The sequence below is a fragment of the Micromonospora sp. NPDC023966 genome, assembly GCF_040639095.1.
GTDB lineage: Bacteria > Actinomycetota > Actinomycetes > Mycobacteriales > Micromonosporaceae > Micromonospora.
In genome coordinates, this window is the sequence record NZ_JBEZZJ010000030.1 from 20,552 (window position 1) to 36,151 (window position 15,600).

The window sequence follows — 15,600 nt, forward strand, 5'->3', positions numbered from 1 at the left end:
CAGCCGACACCGACGGAGGCCGCGGAGGCGGCCCACGTGACAGATGGAGACACGATGAGGACGGACACCCCGTCGCCCGCGCAGCACGTCGCCGACACCCATGACCTGATCCGCGTGCAGGGGGCACGCGAGAACAATCTCAAGGACGTCAGCATCGAGATCCCGAAGCGCCGGCTGACCGTCTTCACCGGCGTCTCCGGCTCGGGCAAGAGCTCCCTGGTGTTCGGCACCATCGCGGCGGAGTCGCAGCGGCTGATCAACGAGACCTACAGCGCCTTCGTGCAGGGCTTCATGCCGACGCTGGCCCGGCCCGAGGTCGACGTGCTCGACGGGCTGACCACCGCGATCATCGTCGACCAGGAGCGGATGGGCGGCAACCCCCGCTCCACCGTCGGCACCGTCACCGACGCCAACGCGATGCTGCGCATCCTCTTCAGCCGGCTCGGGCAGCCGCACATCGGCTCGCCCCAGGCGTTCTCCTTCAACGTCGCCTCGATCAGCGGCGCCGGCGCGGTCACCATCGAGCGCGCCGGCCAGACCACGAAGGAGCGGCGCAGCTTCAGCATCACCGGCGGCATGTGCCCGCGCTGCGAGGGCACGGGCTCGGTCACCGACTTCGACCTGACCCAGCTCTACGACGACAGCAAGTCGCTCAACGAGGGCGCGCTCACCATCCCCGGCTACAGCATGGACGGCTGGTACGGCCGCATCTTCAGCGGCTGCGGCTTCTTCGACCCGGACAAGCCGATCCGAAAGTTCACCAAGAAGGAGCTGCACGACCTGCTCTACAAGGAGCCGGTCAAGATCAAGGTCGAGGGCATCAACCTGACGTACGAGGGCCTGATCCCGAAGATCCAGAAATCGATGTTGTCCAAGGACGTCGACTCGATGCAGCCGCACATCCGCGCCTTCGTCGAACGGGTCGTCACCTTCACCACCTGCCCCGACTGCGGGGGCACCCGGCTCAGCGAGGCGGCCCGGTCGTCGAAGATCAGCGGCATCAGCATCGCCGACGCGTGCGACATGCAGATCAGCGACCTCGCCGCCTGGGTACGCGACCTCGACGAGCCGTCGGTGGCGCCGCTGCTGGCGAAGCTGCAGCACACCCTCGACTCGTTCGTGGAGATCGGGCTGGGCTACCTCTCCCTCAGCCGCCCCTCCGGCACCCTGTCCGGCGGCGAGGCGCAGCGCACCAAGATGATCCGCCACCTCGGCTCCTCGCTCACCGATGTGACCTACGTCTTCGACGAGCCCACCATCGGGTTACACCCCCACGACATCCAGCGGATGAACGACCTGCTGCTGCAACTGCGCAACAAGGGCAACACCGTCCTCGTCGTGGAGCACAAGCCCGAAACGATCGCCATCGCCGACCACGTCGTCGACCTCGGCCCCGCCGCCGGAACCGCCGGCGGGGAGGTCGTCTTCGAGGGCACCGTGGAGGGACTGCGCGCCAGCGGCACGCTCACCGGCCGCCACCTGGACGACCGCGCCCGCCTCAAGCCGTCCGTGCGCACCCCCTCCGGAGTGCTCGAGGTACGCGGCGCCGGCACCCACAACCTGCAGAACGTCGACGTCGACATCCCGCTCGGGGTGCTGGTCGTCGTCACCGGCGTGGCCGGCTCCGGCAAGAGCTCACTGATCCACGGCTCCGTGTCCGGGCGCGACGGCGTCGTGTCGATCGACCAGGGCGCGATCCGCGGCTCCCGGCGCAGCAACCCGGCCACGTACACCGGCCTGCTCGACCCGATCCGCAAGGCCTTCGCGAAGGCCAACGGCGTGAAGCCGGCCCTGTTCAGCGCCAACTCCGAAGGCGCCTGCCCCACCTGCAACGGCGCCGGCGTCATCTACACCGACCTGGCCATGATGGCCGGCGTCGCGACCGTGTGCGAGGAGTGCGGCGGCAAGCGGTTCCAGGCCGAGGTGCTCACCTACCTGCTCGGCGGCAAGGACATCAGCGAGGTGCTCGCCATGTCCGTGGCCGAGGCCGAGGAGTTCTTCGGGGCCGGCGAGGCGCCGATCCCGGCGGCCCACAAGATCCTGCAGCGCCTCGCCGACGTGGGGCTGGGCTACCTGTCGCTGGGGCAGCCGCTGACGACGCTGTCCGGCGGCGAGCGGCAGCGGCTCAAGCTTGCCACCCACATGGGCGAGAAGGGCGGCGTCTACGTCCTCGACGAGCCGACCACGGGCCTGCACCTCGCCGACGTCGAGCACCTGCTCGGCCTGCTCGACCGGCTCGTCGACTCCGGCAAGTCGGTCATCGTCATCGAGCACCACCAGGCGGTCATGGCGCACGCCGACTGGATCATCGACCTCGGCCCCGGCGCCGGCCACGACGGCGGCCGGATCGTCTTCGAGGGCACCCCGGCCGACCTGATCGCCGCCCGCTCCACTCTCACCGGCGAGCACCTGGCGGCCTACGTCAGCGCCTGACCCGCCCACCCCGCGGTGATCATGAGGTTGGCGGCGTGATTCGTCCCATTAGCCGCCGCCAGCGTCATGATCACCGAGGTGGGTTCCGCTGCGGTCAGATGCCGACGCGGTAGCGGCTGGTGATCGCGACGCGGTTGAAGGCGTTCATCACCGTTACCAGCCAGGCGACTGCCGAGACCTGGTCTGCGGTGAGTACGGCCGCGGCGGCATTGAAATCCTCGTCGCTGACGTGTCCGTTCGGAACGAGGGTGATCGCCTCGGCCAGTCGGAGGGCGGCGCGGTCGGTCTCGGAGAAGTAGCCGGTCTCCGCCCAGGCGGGCAGCACGGCGATCCGGTCGGGGCTTTCGCCCTTCTTGAGGGCGTCGCGCGTGTGCATGCGCAGGCAGAACGCGCAGCCGTTGATCTGGGAGGTGCGGATCCTCAGCAGCTCGACCAGGAGCGGGTCGAGGCCCGCTGCGGCGGCGGCCTCGGCCACCTCCGACGACAGGGCGATGAGGGTCTTGTAGGGGGCCGGGTGCTGCTCGCCGATGTTGACACGCTGAAGCTCGGTCATGGTTCCTTTGATCCGTTCGTGTGGTCTGTGCCGCGCCCTTCGGGCGCGTCGAGGTGGCGGTGAGTGTTCTGGCATGGGCAGCGTGTTGCCGCCCGCCGTGTGCCCCGGCCTATGACTTCGGGTCGTCGACCTTGAGCTTGTCTCCGGTGTTGGAGACGAAGACGACCAGGAGCTTGGCTGGCTCGGTCTGGCTGGCGTTCTCGGTGAGGACGTGATCGGTGCCCGGCTGCTCGACCCAGTTCTCGCCCTGGTGGAAGGTGGTCACGGGCTTGTCGTCGAGCTTGCTGCGCACGGTCCCTTCAAGGACGTAGGCGTAGACGAACGCCTGGCCGTGCCGGTGCGGCGCCGCGCTCGCGTTGGGCGGAAGCTCGACGACCGCCGAGGTGAACGTCTTGCCCTTCACATCCGGAAGGGCCTGCTGGAGCAGCGGTTTGAGGGTTTCGGCGGGGCGCGACGACGCCGATGCCGCTGCGGCCGTGGCCGGCCCCTCGGCGTGGGCGGGCTCGTTGGAGGTCGAGCAGGCCGTGGCCGCAGTCAGCGTGGCGACAGCCAGGAGACCAGCGACGAAACCGGCGTTCCGGCGTCGCACAGTGATGCCTTGCATACAGGTCCTTACTGGGGAGGGGCGACTCGAGCGCACAACCCGCTCACGCGCAGGGCTGTATGAGTGACCCCACCTGCTCGCGCGTATTCCTTCGTCGCCCGTTCTGCGTTCTCACCAGGGAGACGAGGTAGCCCCTCCGGGCGTGACAACTCAGACGCGCGCGAGTTTGTCGGGATTGATGACCCTGCGGTACGCGCTGATCAGACCGGCTGTGATCTGCACCGTGTCGACCGAGTAGACCCGGCCTTCCCGGTGGAACACGAGGGCGAGCTCGCCGCCGAACTCGGCGAAGTCGATGCGGTCCGGGCGCCACTGGCGTCCCGTACGCACCATGACCTCGGCGACGCGCTGGCCGCCGTAAATGAGCTTGCGTGCCGCGGAGACCTTGCCGCCGCCGTCGGTGACGTAGACGGCGTCCGGGTGCAGGAGCCTGACCAGGCCGGCCAGGTCGCCGGCCTCGTAGGCGGCGCGGAAGACCGTGAGGACGCGTTCCCGCTCCGCCTTCGACGCCTGCGGCGTGGACTGCTTCGCGTTGGCCACCCGCCGTCGCGCCCGCGAGGCGAGCTGCCGGGCACCCGGCACGGAGACGTCCAGCACTTCGGCGATCCGGCCGAACTCGACACCGAAGACATCGTGCAGGACGAAGGCCACTCGCTCCGGCGGGCTCAGCTCCTCCATGATCAGCAGCATCGCCGAACTGACGGACTCGTCGACGAGTACCGGCTGCGACGCGTCCGGCCCGGTCAGCAGCGGCTCCGGCAGCCACGGCCCGACATAGGTCTCCCGGCGGACACGGGCACTCTTGAGGATGTCGTACGACCGTCGCGCGGCCACCGTCACCAGCCAGGCGTGCAGATCACCGACGTCCCGCAGATCCGCTCCGGCCGCCCGCAGCCACACGTCCTGGGTCACATCCTCGGCATCGGCCACACTCCCCAGCAGCCGGTAGGCCACACCGAAAACCGCAGGCCGGTGCCTCTCCCATTCGGCTCCGAGCGGGTCCTCCTGCTCCGACCGTCCGGGCCCGCGCCAGTCACCCATGCAGATCGCGACCTCCTCCAGCGTGCGGATCCAGCGTAGCGATCCGAACCCGGGATCCTCGAAGACGGCTCTGCGGGAGCGAGCCAGCCCGCCCAGACACAGCAGCCGTACGTCGTGATCAAGCCGCGTTGGGAATGGTGTCGGCTTAGGCACCCCAGCGGCGGTGGGCGTCGGGGAGTGAACGCGGGGGAGAGGTGTCGACGGATGCTGGGAGCAGATCGCGCAGACCCTAGGCGACGAACGGGTCGAGTCGGTTGTCGATGGCGTGCGCGAGCGAGATCATGCCCGGCACCCGTTCGTTCGGGTCCCCGTCGGTGACGACGTACCAGATGGATACCACGAGGTAGTAGCGGCGGAACAGTACCTCCGGTTCGACGGCGGATTCCGTGGAGCGCGCACCCTCGTCGCCGAGGCCGGGTATCTCGATGTTCGGTGGCACGATGGGCCGGCGGAAGTCCCGGATCGCGGTCGCCTCGGCGGCGTGCCGGATGACCGTGACGGTCAGCTGGCCGGCCTCGGGAGCGCCCCACAGGCATGTCTCCACCTGCTGGCGTCGACCGTCGTCGCTTCGTTCGCAGCGCGCCGCCTCCGCTCGGCCGAGGAACGTCTGGACGTCCGCCTCGCGTACGAGCCTGTCCGTCACCGAGGGGAACGATTCGAACTGGTCGTCCGGCCCGTCGAACGCTCCTCTGACCAGCCAGATCAGCACCACGACGAGGACCAGGAGGACCGGCAGAACGGGCGACCTCCAGTTGACCGGACGGTTCATCACGCGCCTCTCCCTGGCGGTTCGACGTTGGCACCCGTTCTGCAGGCGGCGCCCGATTGGTGCTGTCGTGACCAACCTGACCAACTCGGCTGTCCCTTCTCATTCATCCCGAGCCACCTGAACCGCCCTGACCTGCGCTGGCTAGACAATGAGAATTGCGAGCATCAGCTCTTCTCACTATCTAGCCGAGCCTGGGTTTGTCCTCCGACACTTGAGACGCTGGCCGCAATCGCCGGCGGGCACCGGTCCGGAGACGAGACGAAGCGTCCAGGTGCCGTCGAGCGGGGCGCGCACCGGCAGAGCGGTCCTGGGGTCACTCCAGGGGTCGGTCGATGCCCGACCGGTCAGGCCGACCAGAGCACCGGGTTGAGGGGGCCGTCGGCGACGCTGCCGACCGCACGGCCACCGAGGAAGGCGGCGAGATCCGCCTCCTGGTAGCGGTTCGCCGGCGGCGTCACTTCGATGGCGGCGTCCATGTAGATGACGGTCATCACTCGCCGGGGCGTGGCGCTCGAATTCGCGGACGCCCGGTGGATGGTCCAGCCGGCGTGGAAGCTGACGTCGCCGATCGCGTACGGCGAGTCGTCAACTCGGTAGCCGGACTCGGTCACGAACGCGTCGAGGCGCGCCTGCGACTCGTCGCCGATCGCGAGTTCACGACCGTGCTCGGAACGGTGGCTGCCGACTGCGAAGGTCAGCGGTCCGAGCTCTTGCGGGGTGTCCTGTAACGGTACCCAGACGGTGACGGTGCGGTCGCTCGACAGCGGCCAGTAGTGCTGGTCGACGTGCCACGGCGTGATGCCGCCGCCGGCCTCCTTGTAGAGCGCTTGGTCGTGGTACAGCCGCACGGCCGGCACCCCGAGCAGCTGGGCGGCGATCCCCGCCAACCGGCGGGAGAAGGCGAACTCGCGAACCGTGCCGCTGTGGCGCCACAGGTTTACGACCTGGAGGAAGGCCCGGCTGTAGGTGTCGCGCTCGGACAGTGGCAGGTGCTGAGTGTTGAGCCGGATGACCTGCTCGGTGATCTCCGGCTCGTAGTGAGCGACGACGTCGGGGCTGAGCACGCCGCGCAGCTTCACGAAGCCGTCTTCGGCGTAGCGCGCGACGTCTTCCGCGCTGACTACATAGTGCTGGTCGAGTTCGTTGGCGGTGGTTGTCATCGAGCCTCCCTTGGGTCGCCACCTGAGTGTGTGTGGGACCGGGACCGGGCCACCACGCCGTGGGCGGCCGGAACCGATACTCCGCCGACCGATTCGTCACGGCCGCAGTGCCTTTGTGGCCGGCAGGGTACCGTTCGGGCATGCGTCCGTCGTTGGAGCGCGTGCCGTCCTCGCCATACCTCTCGTGGCACCACGGGGTGCGCGCCGAGCCGCGGTTCGCCTTCGACTGGCACTACCACCCCGAGTACGAGCTGACGCTCATCGTCGCCGGCTCGGGCCGGCGTTACGTGGGTGACCGGGTCGACGACTACGAGCCCGGCGACCTCGTGCTGGTGGGCGCGCTGACGCCGCACACCTGGGAATCGGGTCCGGCCGGCTGGCACGAGGCCGTCACGTTGCAGTTCCAGCACGACGCGTTCGGCGCCGGCTTCTTCGGCCGGCCCGAGTTCCAGGGCGTCGAACGGCTGCTCGCACGCGCTGCGCACGGGCTGCGCTTCAGCGGCGCGGGCGCCGAGGACGCAGCGGCCGGGATGCTCGGGATCGGCGGCCTCGACCCGGCCCGACAGTCGATCCGGCTGCTCGACACCCTGGTGTCGCTCGCCGAGCTTCCCGCCGAGACGCTCGCCACACGTTCCCTGGTGACCGACGTTGACGCCTCCGCCCGGCGCCGGATCGACCTGGTGATCGGGCTGGTCCGCCGAGACTACGCCGAGGAAGTCACGGTGGCGCGGGCGGCCGACCTGGTGGCCATGACGCCTGACGCCTTCAGCCGCTTCTTCCGGCGCCACACCGGGCGCACCTTCACCGACTACGTCAACGACGTGCGGCTGGCCGAGGCGTGCCGGCGAATCATCGAGACCGACGCGGCGATCAGTGAGATCGCGGTCGCATGCGGCTATCAGAACCTGTCGCACTTCAACCGCCGGTTCCGGGCGCAGACGGGGATGAGTCCGCGGGAGTTCCGCCGCCACTTCCGGGCGGGGAACGGGATGTGGCGGTCGGCGTCGAAGAGTGGCACGGCCTGGTAGGCGTTGGCCCCCTGGGCGCCGTGCAGCCAGAACGCGCTCGGACAGGGCTATTCGTCGCGAGGATCCGGGTCGTCGTCGGGATGTAGCGGATGGTCAGCCCGCAGCGGCGATGGGGGCTGGCGTTGGGGCTGCTGCCGTGGACGATGTTGGGGTGGCGGACCTCGACGTCGCCGGGGCGCAGCACGATGTCGACGGCAACCTGCACTTGCCAGATCGGCACGATCCTGGACTGCGAGGCGACCCGGGCATCTGATCCGCTAGGCGGTGTCTTCAAAGGCTCACAACCATTGCAGTAGCGCGGCGACGGTGACCGTGGCCTGGTACGACGTGGCGGACTTGTCATACCGAGTCGCCACGCTGCGGCACTGCTTGAGCCGGTTGAAGCAACGTTCAACGACGTTGCGGTGCTTGTAGAGCTGGGTGTCGAACGTCGGCGGGCGGCCACCGCGGCTGCCGCGTCTGCGGCGGTTGGCCTGCTGGTCGGCGCGTTCGGGGATGGTGTGTCCGATGCCGCGTCGGGCGTAGGTCGGCCCTGATCGCTTTGGAGCTGTAGCCCTTGTCGGCGATGACGTGGCCCGGGCGAACCCGAGGTCGAAGGCCCCGACCGCCCGACCCGGATCGCAGCCATGACCTGGGCGAAGCGGCTGCAGTCGTTGACGTTGCGGCCGGAGAGCACGAACGCCAAGGTCCGCCCGAGACCGTCGCAGGCGAGGTGAATCTTGGTGGTCAGTCCACCTCGACTTCGACCGAGGGCGTGATCTTGTGGTTCGTCCTTTCTCGGCGCCCCCTTTAACCCCGGCTGCGTGCTGCTGGGCCCGCACGATGGTCGAGTCGACCGACACCAGCCAGTCGATGTCCCCGGCCGCGTCCGCGTCGGCCTGCACCCCGGCCAGCATCCGCGCGAACGTCCCGTCCAGGGCCCACCTGCGGAAACGCGTGTAGATCGACTGCCAGGAGCCGTAGCGGGCGGGCAGGTCCCGCCACGCCGCACCCGCCCGGATCTTCCACAGCCACACTCTGGGCTGCGCCGCAGCGCGGCCCAGGGGAGAGGCCCGGCCTCTTACAGTGCATCAATCGAAATCGATAGCCCAGCCGCACCGACCACGGCCGCGGCGATGAGAGAGTGGCACTATGCAAGCAGACAGCCCAAGCGAAACAGCGTCCACCAACTGCGGCGGGTTGACGGGGACTGGGACTGGGACTGCACCAGATCACTGAGGCGCAAGCTGGCTCAACTCTGTGAGAAAGCTCGGGAGATGGCTCAGGTTATTGAGAATGGCTCGAGATGAATGAGAACGGACATCGGCGATCCAGCCCGGCACGGCCCCGCTCGCACCGCCCGCCCCGCCCGCCGCAGCGTCGATAATGCACATTATGTCAAGTAAGCAGGTTCCGGCCCTCCCCGGTGTCAGTCGACGACCGGGTCGGTGAGGACCGCCGCCAGGACCCGTGACTGCTCCTCGTCGGGCTCGCGCGCCAGCTTGATGAGCGCCTTCCACAGCGCCCAGCCGCGGGCGCGCCGCCAGGCGTCGTCGGGCAGGCCGACCGCCTCCCGGAACAGCTTCCGCTCCGGACCGGCGAACCAGGTCCACGCCAGCACCAGGTCGCAGGCGGGATCCCCGACGCCGCAGGTGCCGAAGTCGATCACCGCGGCCAGCCGCCCACCGGAGACGAGCAGGTTGCCGGCCGCCACGTCGCCGTGGAACCAGACCGGCGCGGCCGACCACGCCGAAATCAGCGCCCGCGCCCAGACGTCCTGGCAGGCGGCCCGGTCCACCCGCCCCCGCAGCGCGTCGAGGGCCTGTTCGACCTCGTCGCCGTAGGGCGCTGGGATGGCAGCCCCGGAAGCAGGAGTGCCGCCCTCCCGCCGGGCCGCCCGCCGTGGGCGCCTCCCGCAGCGCGGTCAGGAACGTGCCGAGGTCGCGCGCCACGGCCGACCGGTCGGCGACCTCGGCGGCCTCGAGGGTGTCGCCGGGCAGCCAGCGCCGCACCGACCACGGGTACGGGTAGCCGGCGCCGGGCCGGCCGGTGGCCACCGGCGCGGGTACGGGCAGCGGCAGGTGGCGGGCCAGCGCCGGCAGGCAGCGGTCCTCCTTGGCGATTCCGGGCACGTAGCCCTCGGCGCTGGGCAGCCGTACGACGAGGTGGTCGCCGAGGCGGAACGTCCGGTTGTCCCACCCCTGCCGGGCCACAGCGGCGACGGGCAGGTGCGCCCACTGCGGGAACTGCCCGGCGACGAGTCGGCGTACCAGTTCTTCGTCGATGTCCACCACGGACCCAGTCTCTGTGCCGCGACAAGCGGTTTCCGGGGTCGCTCCCCCGATCCGGCGGCTGGCGGAAACGCGAAAATCGTGCATAATATCCCTTATGCATGACAAACCGGGCGAAACGGTAGGCGGGTTGATCGAGGAGTTCCTGACCGCCCGGGCCACCCGCAAGCCCTCCCCGCACACGCTGGCGGCGTACCGGCGGGACCTGATCACCGTGGCGGGCCTGGTGGCGGCGGCCGACGGGAGCACTCCCCTCCCCCTCGACCGGCTCCCGGTCGACGCCCTCTCCCCCCGGGTGATGCGCTCGGCGTTCGCCCGGTTCGCCGCTCCGCGCGCCGCCGCCTCGGTCCACCGTGCCTGGTCCACCTGGAACAGCTTCTTCACGTTCCTGGTCGCCGAAGGCGTCGTACCCGGCAATCCGATGCCGGCGGTGGGGCGGCCCCGCACCCCGCTCCCCCAGCCCAAGCCGCTGCGGGGCGAGGACACCCCGGAGGAGCTGCTGGCCGCGGTGGCTCGGGAGGACGGCCGGCAGCGTGACCCGTGGCCGGAGCGGGACCTGGCGGTGCTGGCGTTGGCGCTGTGCGCGGGGCTGCGCCTGTCGGAGCTGCTGGCGTTGCGGGTGGCGTCGGTGGCCGGCCGGGCCGGCGAGCGCCGGGTCGACGTGGCGGGCAAGGGTGGGCGGCCGCGTACGGTGCCGATCGAGGCGGGCGTGGACCGGGTGCTCGGGGACTACCTGGACAGCCGGCGGCGGCGGTTCGGGGCGCGCTCGGTCCGGCCGGACTCGCCGCTGCTGGTGGACCGGCGGGGTGAGCCGCTGCGCCGGGGTGGCCTGCAGTATCTGGTCGAGTCGTGTTACCGGCGGGCCGGGATCGGTGACCGCGTGCCCCGGGGCGCGCGGTTGCACGCGTTGCGGCACACGTTCGCGACCCGGTTGGCGGAGGACGGGGCGAGCGCGGCGGAGATCATGCGGTTGCTGGGGCACGCGTCGTTGGCGTCGTCGCAGACCTACATCGAGGTGACGGCGGGTCAGCAGCGCGCGGCGGTGGCGTCGAACCGCACGAATCGCGCCCTGGCGGGTCTGGTGGTGCAGCGGGAGGTGCGGTGAGCGGGGCACCATGTCGGGGTGCGGGTGGGTGCGGCGCGGGCGGTGGCGGTCGAGTGGGTGCGCGCGGAGATGCGCCGGGATCCGTCGATCGGGGGTGCGTTCTTCAGCGGGTCGACGGTGGGTCTGCCGGATGGCGCGGTGCTGCCGTCGTGGTCGGACGTGGACGTGCTGCTGGTGCGGGACGCGCCGGCGGTGAAGGTGGGCAAGTTCCGTCACCGTGGGGTGCTGTTGGAGGTCTCGGCGCTGACCTGGGCGGAGTTGGGGTCGCCGGTGGAGGTGCTGGGGTCGTGGGTGTTCGCGCCGATGTTCCGGACGGACGCGGTGATCGCGGATCCGTTGGGTCGGCTGGCGGGGATCCGGGAGCGGGTGGCGGCGGGGTTCGCGGACCCGGTGTGGGTGCGGCGGCGCTGTGCTGGGGTGCGGCGGCGGATCGAGGAGGGGCTGTCTCGGCTGGACGAGTCGGCGTCGTTGCCGGAGCAGGTGCTGGCGTGGGTGTTCCCGACGTCGCTGCTGGCGGTGTTGCCGGCGGTGGCGGCGTTGCGGGATCCGACGGTGCGGCGGCGCTACGGGTTGGCGCGGGAGGTGCTGGCCGGGTACGGGTTCGGTCACCGGTATGCGGAGCTGCTGGCGTCGCTGGACGGCGGCGGGGTGGGTCCGGATCGGGTGCGGGAGCATCTGGCCGGGTTGGCGGTGACGTTCGACGAGGCGGCGCGGGTGGCGCGTACCCCCTTCCCGTTCGCGGCGGATCTGAGCGCGGCGGGGCGGCCGGTGGTGCTGGACGGGAGCGCGGCGCTGGTGGCGGCGGGCGCGCACCGGGAGGCGATGTTCTGGATGGTGGTGACGTACGCCCGGTGTCACGCGGTGCTGGCGGTGGACGCGCCGGGGCGGGAGCGGGTGTTGCGGCCGGCGTTCGAGGCGGCGGTGGCGGATCTCGGGGTGGCGTCGGCGGCGGATCGGCGGCGGCGGGCGGCGGCGCTGCTGGGGTCGTTGCCGCGGTGGCAGGCGGTGGCGGATGCGGTCGCGGAGCGCGCTGTGGCAGGCTGAGGGTGAACGCGACTGGCGGCACGGGGATGGGCAACCATCGGGGAGCTCGTCGCGGGGGTCGACCGCCTGGGCCTCCGCGGGCGGGGTGCGGCATGTCTTCTTCGGGTACGACGACGGCGCGGCTGCTGCCGGGTGCGCCGGTGGCGGAGCAGGTGTTGGCGGAGGTCGCCGAGTCGGTGGTGGCGTTGCGCGCGGCGGGGGTCACGCCGGCGTTGGCGACGGTGCTGGTGGGCGACGACGACGCGAGCGCGGGTTACATCCGGATCAAGCAGCGGCAGGCGGCGGAGCTGGGTTTCGTCTCGCCGCACGTGCATCTGCGGGCGTCGGCGTCGCAGGCGGATCTGCACGCGGTGCTGGCGGACTTGAACGCGGACAAGGCCGTGCACGGGGTGCTGGTGCAGTATCCGATCCCGGGGCATCTGGACTATGACCGGGCGCTGGCGGAGCTGGACCCTGACAAGGACGTGGACGGGATGCATCCGGTGAACATGGGCCGGCTGGCGTTGGGGTTGCCGGGTCCGCTGCCGTGTACGCCGGCGGGGATCGAGGCGTTGCTGGCGTTCCACGGGGTGCCGGTGGCGGGCCGGGAGGTGGTGATCCTGGGTCGGGGCGCCACGTTGGGCCGGCCGTTGGCGATGCTGCTGGCGCAGAAGCGGCCGACGGCGAACGCGGCGGTTACGGTGGTGCACACCGGGGTGCCGGACTGGCCGCGGTACACGCGGCGGGCGGAGATCCTGGTGGCGGCGGCGGGGGTGCCGGGGATCATCCAGCCGGAGCATGTGCGTCCGGGTGGTGTGGTGGTCGGCGGCGGGGTGCGCTACGAGGGGCGGCGGTTGCTGCCGGATGTGGACGAGTCGTGTGCCGAGGTGGCGGGGGCGATCACGCCGCGGGTCGGCGGGGTGGGTCCGACGACGGTGGCGATGTTGTTCCGCAACGCGGTGCGCGCGGCGGAGCGGGCGTCCGGGCTTGGCTGAGGGCTCGCCGGGTCGGTCAGCCGAGGTCGACCAGGAGCGGCCGGTGGTCGGAGATGGTGGACAGCGGGGTGTCGACGGCGGTGACCGGGGGCAGCCGGTCCAGGCCGCGCCGGTCGGCGAGGATGTGGTCGAGCTGCACCCGGGGTTCCCCGGCCGGGTAGGTGGGGCGGCGCCCGAGTGGTCGCCAGCGGGACACCAGGGCGGCGGGTCCGGCGGGCAGGTTGAGGTCGCCCAGGAGGATCCGCGGGGTGGGCAGCGCGCGTAGGGCGCGCACGACGCGGCGCAGTTGCAGGATGTTCCAGCCGGGCACGAAGGACAGGTGGGTGGCGGCGACGGTGAGCGGCCCGTACGGGGTGTCGAGCACGGCGGCGAGGACGACGCGGGGTTCGTCGCGGAGCAGGACCAGTCCCCCGCCGGGGCCGGGTACGTAGATCGGTGAGCGGACGGGGGCGGGTCGCAGGCGGGTGACCTGCCAGGAGCGGACGGGGTGGCGGCTGACCAGGCCGATGCCGTAGAGGGGTTCGCCGTGGCCGTCGTCGTCGTGGGTCAGGGGGCGGAACTGTTCGCCGGGGGTGCCGACGACGGCGGCGGCGAAGCGGTGTTCGGGGGCGCCGAGGGCGCGGGCGGCGATGGCGGTGAGGTCGAGTTTGCCGCTGCGGGACTGGTCGCGGTCGACCTCCTGCAGGGCGAGGACGTCGGCGTCGAGGGCGGTGACGGCGGCGGCGAGCCGGTCGGGGTCGACGAGTCCGTCGGTGAGGGACCGGCCGTGCAGCAGGTTGAAGGTGGCCAGGCGCACCTGCACAGCCTATGTCCGCGTGGCAGGCTTGCCGGGTGCTGAAGGCGTTGCTCTGTTCGATGCTGGTGTTCGTGGCGGTCGCGTCGGTGGGGCTGTGGTTGCGGCGGCGCCGGGGGCGTTGAGCTGCGGTGAGGCTGGCCACAGGGGGTCTCGTCGGGGTGCCGGGGGTGGGCAGAATGCCGCCCGTGGATCCTGTGTCGCTGACGACTCTGTTGAGCGCGGCCGCCGTGGCGGGCTGGGTGGACGCCGTGGTGGGCGGTGGTGGTCTGTTGCTGTTGCCGGCGCTGCTGCTGGGTGCGCCGGGGGTGCCGGTGGCGACGGCGTTGGGCACGAACAAGCTGGCGGCGATCTTCGGTACGTCGACGGCGGCGCTGACGTACGCGCGGCGCACGAAGCTGGACTGGGCGGTGGCGGGGCCGGCGGCGGGGTTGGCGGTGCTGACGGCGGGGTTGGGCGCGGTGCTGGCGGGGGCGGTGCCGGCGGGGGCGTACCGGCCGGTTGTGCTGGTGGTGCTGGTGTCGGTGGCGGTGTTCGTGCTGACCCGGCCGCGGCTGGGTGTGGTGTCGCTGCCGGGGCGGCGCACGCCGGTGCGGGTGGCGACGGCCGTGGCGGTGGCGGGGTTGGGCATCGCGCTGTACGACGGGTTGATCGGGCCGGGCACCGGCACGTTCCTGGTGGTGGCGTTCACCGCGCTGGTGGGGGCGGATTTCGTGCACGCCTCGGCGATGGCGAAGGTGGTCAACGCGGGCACGAACCTGGGGGCGCTGGTGGTGTTCGCGGCGACCGGGCACGTGTGGTGGCTGCTGGGCGCGGCGATGGCGGTGTGCAACGTGGCCGGGGCGGCGGTGGGCGCGCGGATGGCGTTGCGGCGCGGCTCGGGTTTCGTGCGGGTGGTGCTGCTGGTCGTGGTGCTGGCGCTGATGGGCAAGCTGGGCTACGACCAGTGGGTGGCGTGACGGGGCGGATCGCCGGCGTGTGATCATCGGCGGGTGCCCGTCCGCGCCGAACACGACCGTGCCGTCCTCGCCGAGCTGCTGGGCCGGGATCCGGTGCTGCACGCCTACCAGCTGGGTGACCTGGACGACTTCTTCTGGCCGTACACCTCCTGGTATCGCCGCGACGACCAGGTGGTGCTGCTGTATCACGGTGTCGAGCTGCCCACGCTGCTGGCGTTCGCGCCGCCGGAGCGCGCCGGGGACCTGGCGGCGCTGCTGGCCGAGGCGGCCCCGGTGCTGCCGGCGCGGCTGTGGGCGCACCTCTCCCCCGGCCTGGAGGCCACGGTGGCCCGCTGGTACGCGGTCTCCGACGCCGCCGTGCACCATCGGATGGCGCTGACCGATCCGGCCCGGCTGGCGGCGGTGGCCCCGGCCGGGGAGCCGCTGGGCCGCGCCGACCTGCCGGAGCTGCGGGAGCTGTACGCGGCCGCGTATCCGGGCAACTGGTTCGACCCGCGGATGCTGGACACCGGCCGGTATGTGGGGGTGCGGGAGGCGGGCCGGCTGGTCGGGGTGGCCGGGGTGCACGTGTGGTCGCCGACGTGGCGGGTGGCCGCCCTGGGCAACGTGACCACCCACCCCGACGTCCGGGGGCGGGGCCTGGCCGGGGCGGCCGTGGCGGCGCTGTGCGCCGGGCTGCGGGCCACCGTCGACCACGTGACGCTCAACGTGAAGGCGGGCAACGTCCCCGCGGTACGCCTCTACGAACGGCTCGGCTTCACCCGGGTGGCCGACTTCACCGAGTGCGCGCTGCATCGCCTTGCGTAAGCGGCTGACCGCTCAGTCTGTCCTGTCCAGCCGCCACGCCGGGTCAACAACCCGACCCTG

Annotated in this window: 14 protein-coding genes and 2 pseudogenes; 7 read left to right on the forward strand and 9 right to left on the reverse strand. The window is 71.5% G+C overall.

The features are described from left to right. Nucleotides 1-54: 54 nt before the first annotated feature. The gene (locus AB0F68_RS27495; protein ID WP_357343388.1) at nucleotides 55-2,433 is read left to right on the forward strand and encodes an excinuclease ABC subunit UvrA; all 2,379 of its coding nucleotides are present in this window, start codon (nucleotides 55-57) and stop codon (nucleotides 2,431-2,433) included. Between the two features lie 94 nt (nucleotides 2,434-2,527). On the opposite strand, the gene AB0F68_RS27500 is transcribed toward AB0F68_RS27495, so the two are convergent. The 5 genes from AB0F68_RS27500 to AB0F68_RS27520 form a co-directional block, all read right to left on the reverse strand. Next, a complete protein-coding gene (locus AB0F68_RS27500) occupies nucleotides 2,528-2,986 on the reverse strand; it encodes a carboxymuconolactone decarboxylase family protein (RefSeq protein WP_357343390.1) in 459 nt (152 codons plus the stop codon). A 109-nt stretch (nucleotides 2,987-3,095) separates the two neighbouring features. Beyond that, nucleotides 3,096-3,590 (reverse strand): cupin domain-containing protein, encoded by a 495-nt coding sequence (locus tag AB0F68_RS27505; RefSeq protein WP_357343392.1) that lies wholly within the window; start codon nucleotides 3,588-3,590, stop codon nucleotides 3,096-3,098. 150 nt (nucleotides 3,591-3,740) lie between these two features. Further along, nucleotides 3,741-4,631, reverse strand: coding sequence for an RNA polymerase sigma factor SigJ (sigJ, locus tag AB0F68_RS27510; RefSeq protein ID WP_357343394.1), 891 nt, complete (start codon nucleotides 4,629-4,631; stop codon nucleotides 3,741-3,743). A 229-nt stretch (nucleotides 4,632-4,860) separates the two neighbouring features. Continuing rightward, nucleotides 4,861-5,403: a hypothetical protein gene (locus AB0F68_RS27515; RefSeq protein ID WP_357343395.1), complete on the reverse strand. Its 543-nt coding sequence runs from the start codon at nucleotides 5,401-5,403 to the stop codon at nucleotides 4,861-4,863. Nucleotides 5,404-5,744: 341 nt separating this feature from the next. Further along, on the reverse strand, nucleotides 5,745-6,560 hold the full coding sequence (locus AB0F68_RS27520; protein WP_357343397.1) for a phytanoyl-CoA dioxygenase family protein: 816 nt from the start codon (nucleotides 6,558-6,560) through the stop codon (nucleotides 5,745-5,747). 140 nt (nucleotides 6,561-6,700) lie between these two features. On the opposite strand from AB0F68_RS27520, the gene AB0F68_RS27525 reads away from it, so the two are divergent. Continuing rightward, nucleotides 6,701-7,588 carry an AraC family transcriptional regulator gene (locus AB0F68_RS27525; RefSeq protein WP_357343399.1) on the forward strand — a complete coding sequence of 296 codons (888 nt, stop codon included), beginning with the start codon at nucleotides 6,701-6,703 and terminating at the stop codon, nucleotides 7,586-7,588. Between the two features lie 278 nt (nucleotides 7,589-7,866). Here AB0F68_RS27525 and AB0F68_RS27530 read toward each other — a convergent pair. The 3 genes and pseudogenes from AB0F68_RS27530 to AB0F68_RS27540 form a co-directional block, all read right to left on the reverse strand. Continuing rightward, nucleotides 7,867-8,598 (reverse strand): annotated as a pseudogene (locus AB0F68_RS27530) (IS5 family transposase); the annotation flags it as partial. A 398-nt stretch (nucleotides 8,599-8,996) separates the two neighbouring features. Continuing rightward, nucleotides 8,997-9,365, reverse strand: a complete 369-nt coding sequence (locus tag AB0F68_RS27535; protein WP_357343401.1) for a phosphotransferase — start codon at nucleotides 9,363-9,365, stop codon at nucleotides 8,997-8,999. Nucleotides 9,366-9,504: 139 nt separating this feature from the next. After that, a pseudogene (locus AB0F68_RS27540) lies at nucleotides 9,505-9,945 on the reverse strand (phosphotransferase); the annotation flags it as partial. A 10-nt stretch (nucleotides 9,946-9,955) separates the two neighbouring features. Between AB0F68_RS27540 and AB0F68_RS27545 the strand changes: the two are divergent. From AB0F68_RS27545 to AB0F68_RS27555, 3 genes are all read left to right on the forward strand, one after another. Next, nucleotides 9,956-10,963, forward strand: a complete 1,008-nt coding sequence (locus AB0F68_RS27545; protein WP_357343403.1) for a tyrosine-type recombinase/integrase — start codon at nucleotides 9,956-9,958, stop codon at nucleotides 10,961-10,963. Between the two features lie 18 nt (nucleotides 10,964-10,981). Beyond that, nucleotides 10,982-12,007, forward strand: coding sequence for a hypothetical protein (locus AB0F68_RS27550; protein ID WP_357343405.1), 1,026 nt, complete (start codon nucleotides 10,982-10,984; stop codon nucleotides 12,005-12,007). 92 nt (nucleotides 12,008-12,099) lie between these two features. Next, nucleotides 12,100-12,981, forward strand: coding sequence for a tetrahydrofolate dehydrogenase/cyclohydrolase catalytic domain-containing protein (locus AB0F68_RS27555; RefSeq protein ID WP_357343407.1), 882 nt, complete (start codon nucleotides 12,100-12,102; stop codon nucleotides 12,979-12,981). Between the two features lie 16 nt (nucleotides 12,982-12,997). Here the strand turns inward: AB0F68_RS27555 and AB0F68_RS27560 are convergent, their stop codons facing one another. Continuing rightward, nucleotides 12,998-13,777, reverse strand: a complete 780-nt coding sequence (locus AB0F68_RS27560; RefSeq protein WP_357343408.1) for an endonuclease/exonuclease/phosphatase family protein — start codon at nucleotides 13,775-13,777, stop codon at nucleotides 12,998-13,000. A gap of 176 nt (nucleotides 13,778-13,953) precedes the next feature. On the opposite strand from AB0F68_RS27560, the gene AB0F68_RS27565 reads away from it, so the two are divergent. Further along, nucleotides 13,954-14,733, forward strand: coding sequence for a TSUP family transporter (locus tag AB0F68_RS27565; protein ID WP_357343410.1), 780 nt, complete (start codon nucleotides 13,954-13,956; stop codon nucleotides 14,731-14,733). 33 nt (nucleotides 14,734-14,766) lie between these two features. Further along, complete coding sequence (locus AB0F68_RS27570) at nucleotides 14,767-15,540, forward strand: GNAT family N-acetyltransferase (RefSeq protein WP_357343413.1); 774 nt, start codon at nucleotides 14,767-14,769, stop codon at nucleotides 15,538-15,540. Nucleotides 15,541-15,600: the final 60 nt, after the last annotated feature.

Coding starts and splice junctions, on each gene's coding strand:
- AB0F68_RS27495 (WP_357343388.1), top strand. CDS start 55: ATGAGGACGGACACCCCGTCGCCCGCGCAGCACGTCGCCGACACCCAT.
- AB0F68_RS27500 (WP_357343390.1), bottom strand. CDS start 2,986: ATGACCGAGCTTCAGCGTGTCAACATCGGCGAGCAGCACCCGGCCCCC.
- AB0F68_RS27505 (WP_357343392.1), bottom strand. CDS start 3,590: ATGCAAGGCATCACTGTGCGACGCCGGAACGCCGGTTTCGTCGCTGGT.
- sigJ (WP_357343394.1), bottom strand. CDS start 4,631: ATGGGTGACTGGCGCGGGCCCGGACGGTCGGAGCAGGAGGACCCGCTC.
- AB0F68_RS27520 (WP_357343397.1), bottom strand. CDS start 6,560: ATGACAACCACCGCCAACGAACTCGACCAGCACTATGTAGTCAGCGCG.
- AB0F68_RS27525 (WP_357343399.1), top strand. CDS start 6,701: ATGCGTCCGTCGTTGGAGCGCGTGCCGTCCTCGCCATACCTCTCGTGG.
- AB0F68_RS27545 (WP_357343403.1), top strand. CDS start 9,956: ATGCATGACAAACCGGGCGAAACGGTAGGCGGGTTGATCGAGGAGTTC.
- AB0F68_RS27555 (WP_357343407.1), top strand. CDS start 12,100: ATGTCTTCTTCGGGTACGACGACGGCGCGGCTGCTGCCGGGTGCGCCG.
- AB0F68_RS27565 (WP_357343410.1), top strand. CDS start 13,954: ATGCCGCCCGTGGATCCTGTGTCGCTGACGACTCTGTTGAGCGCGGCC.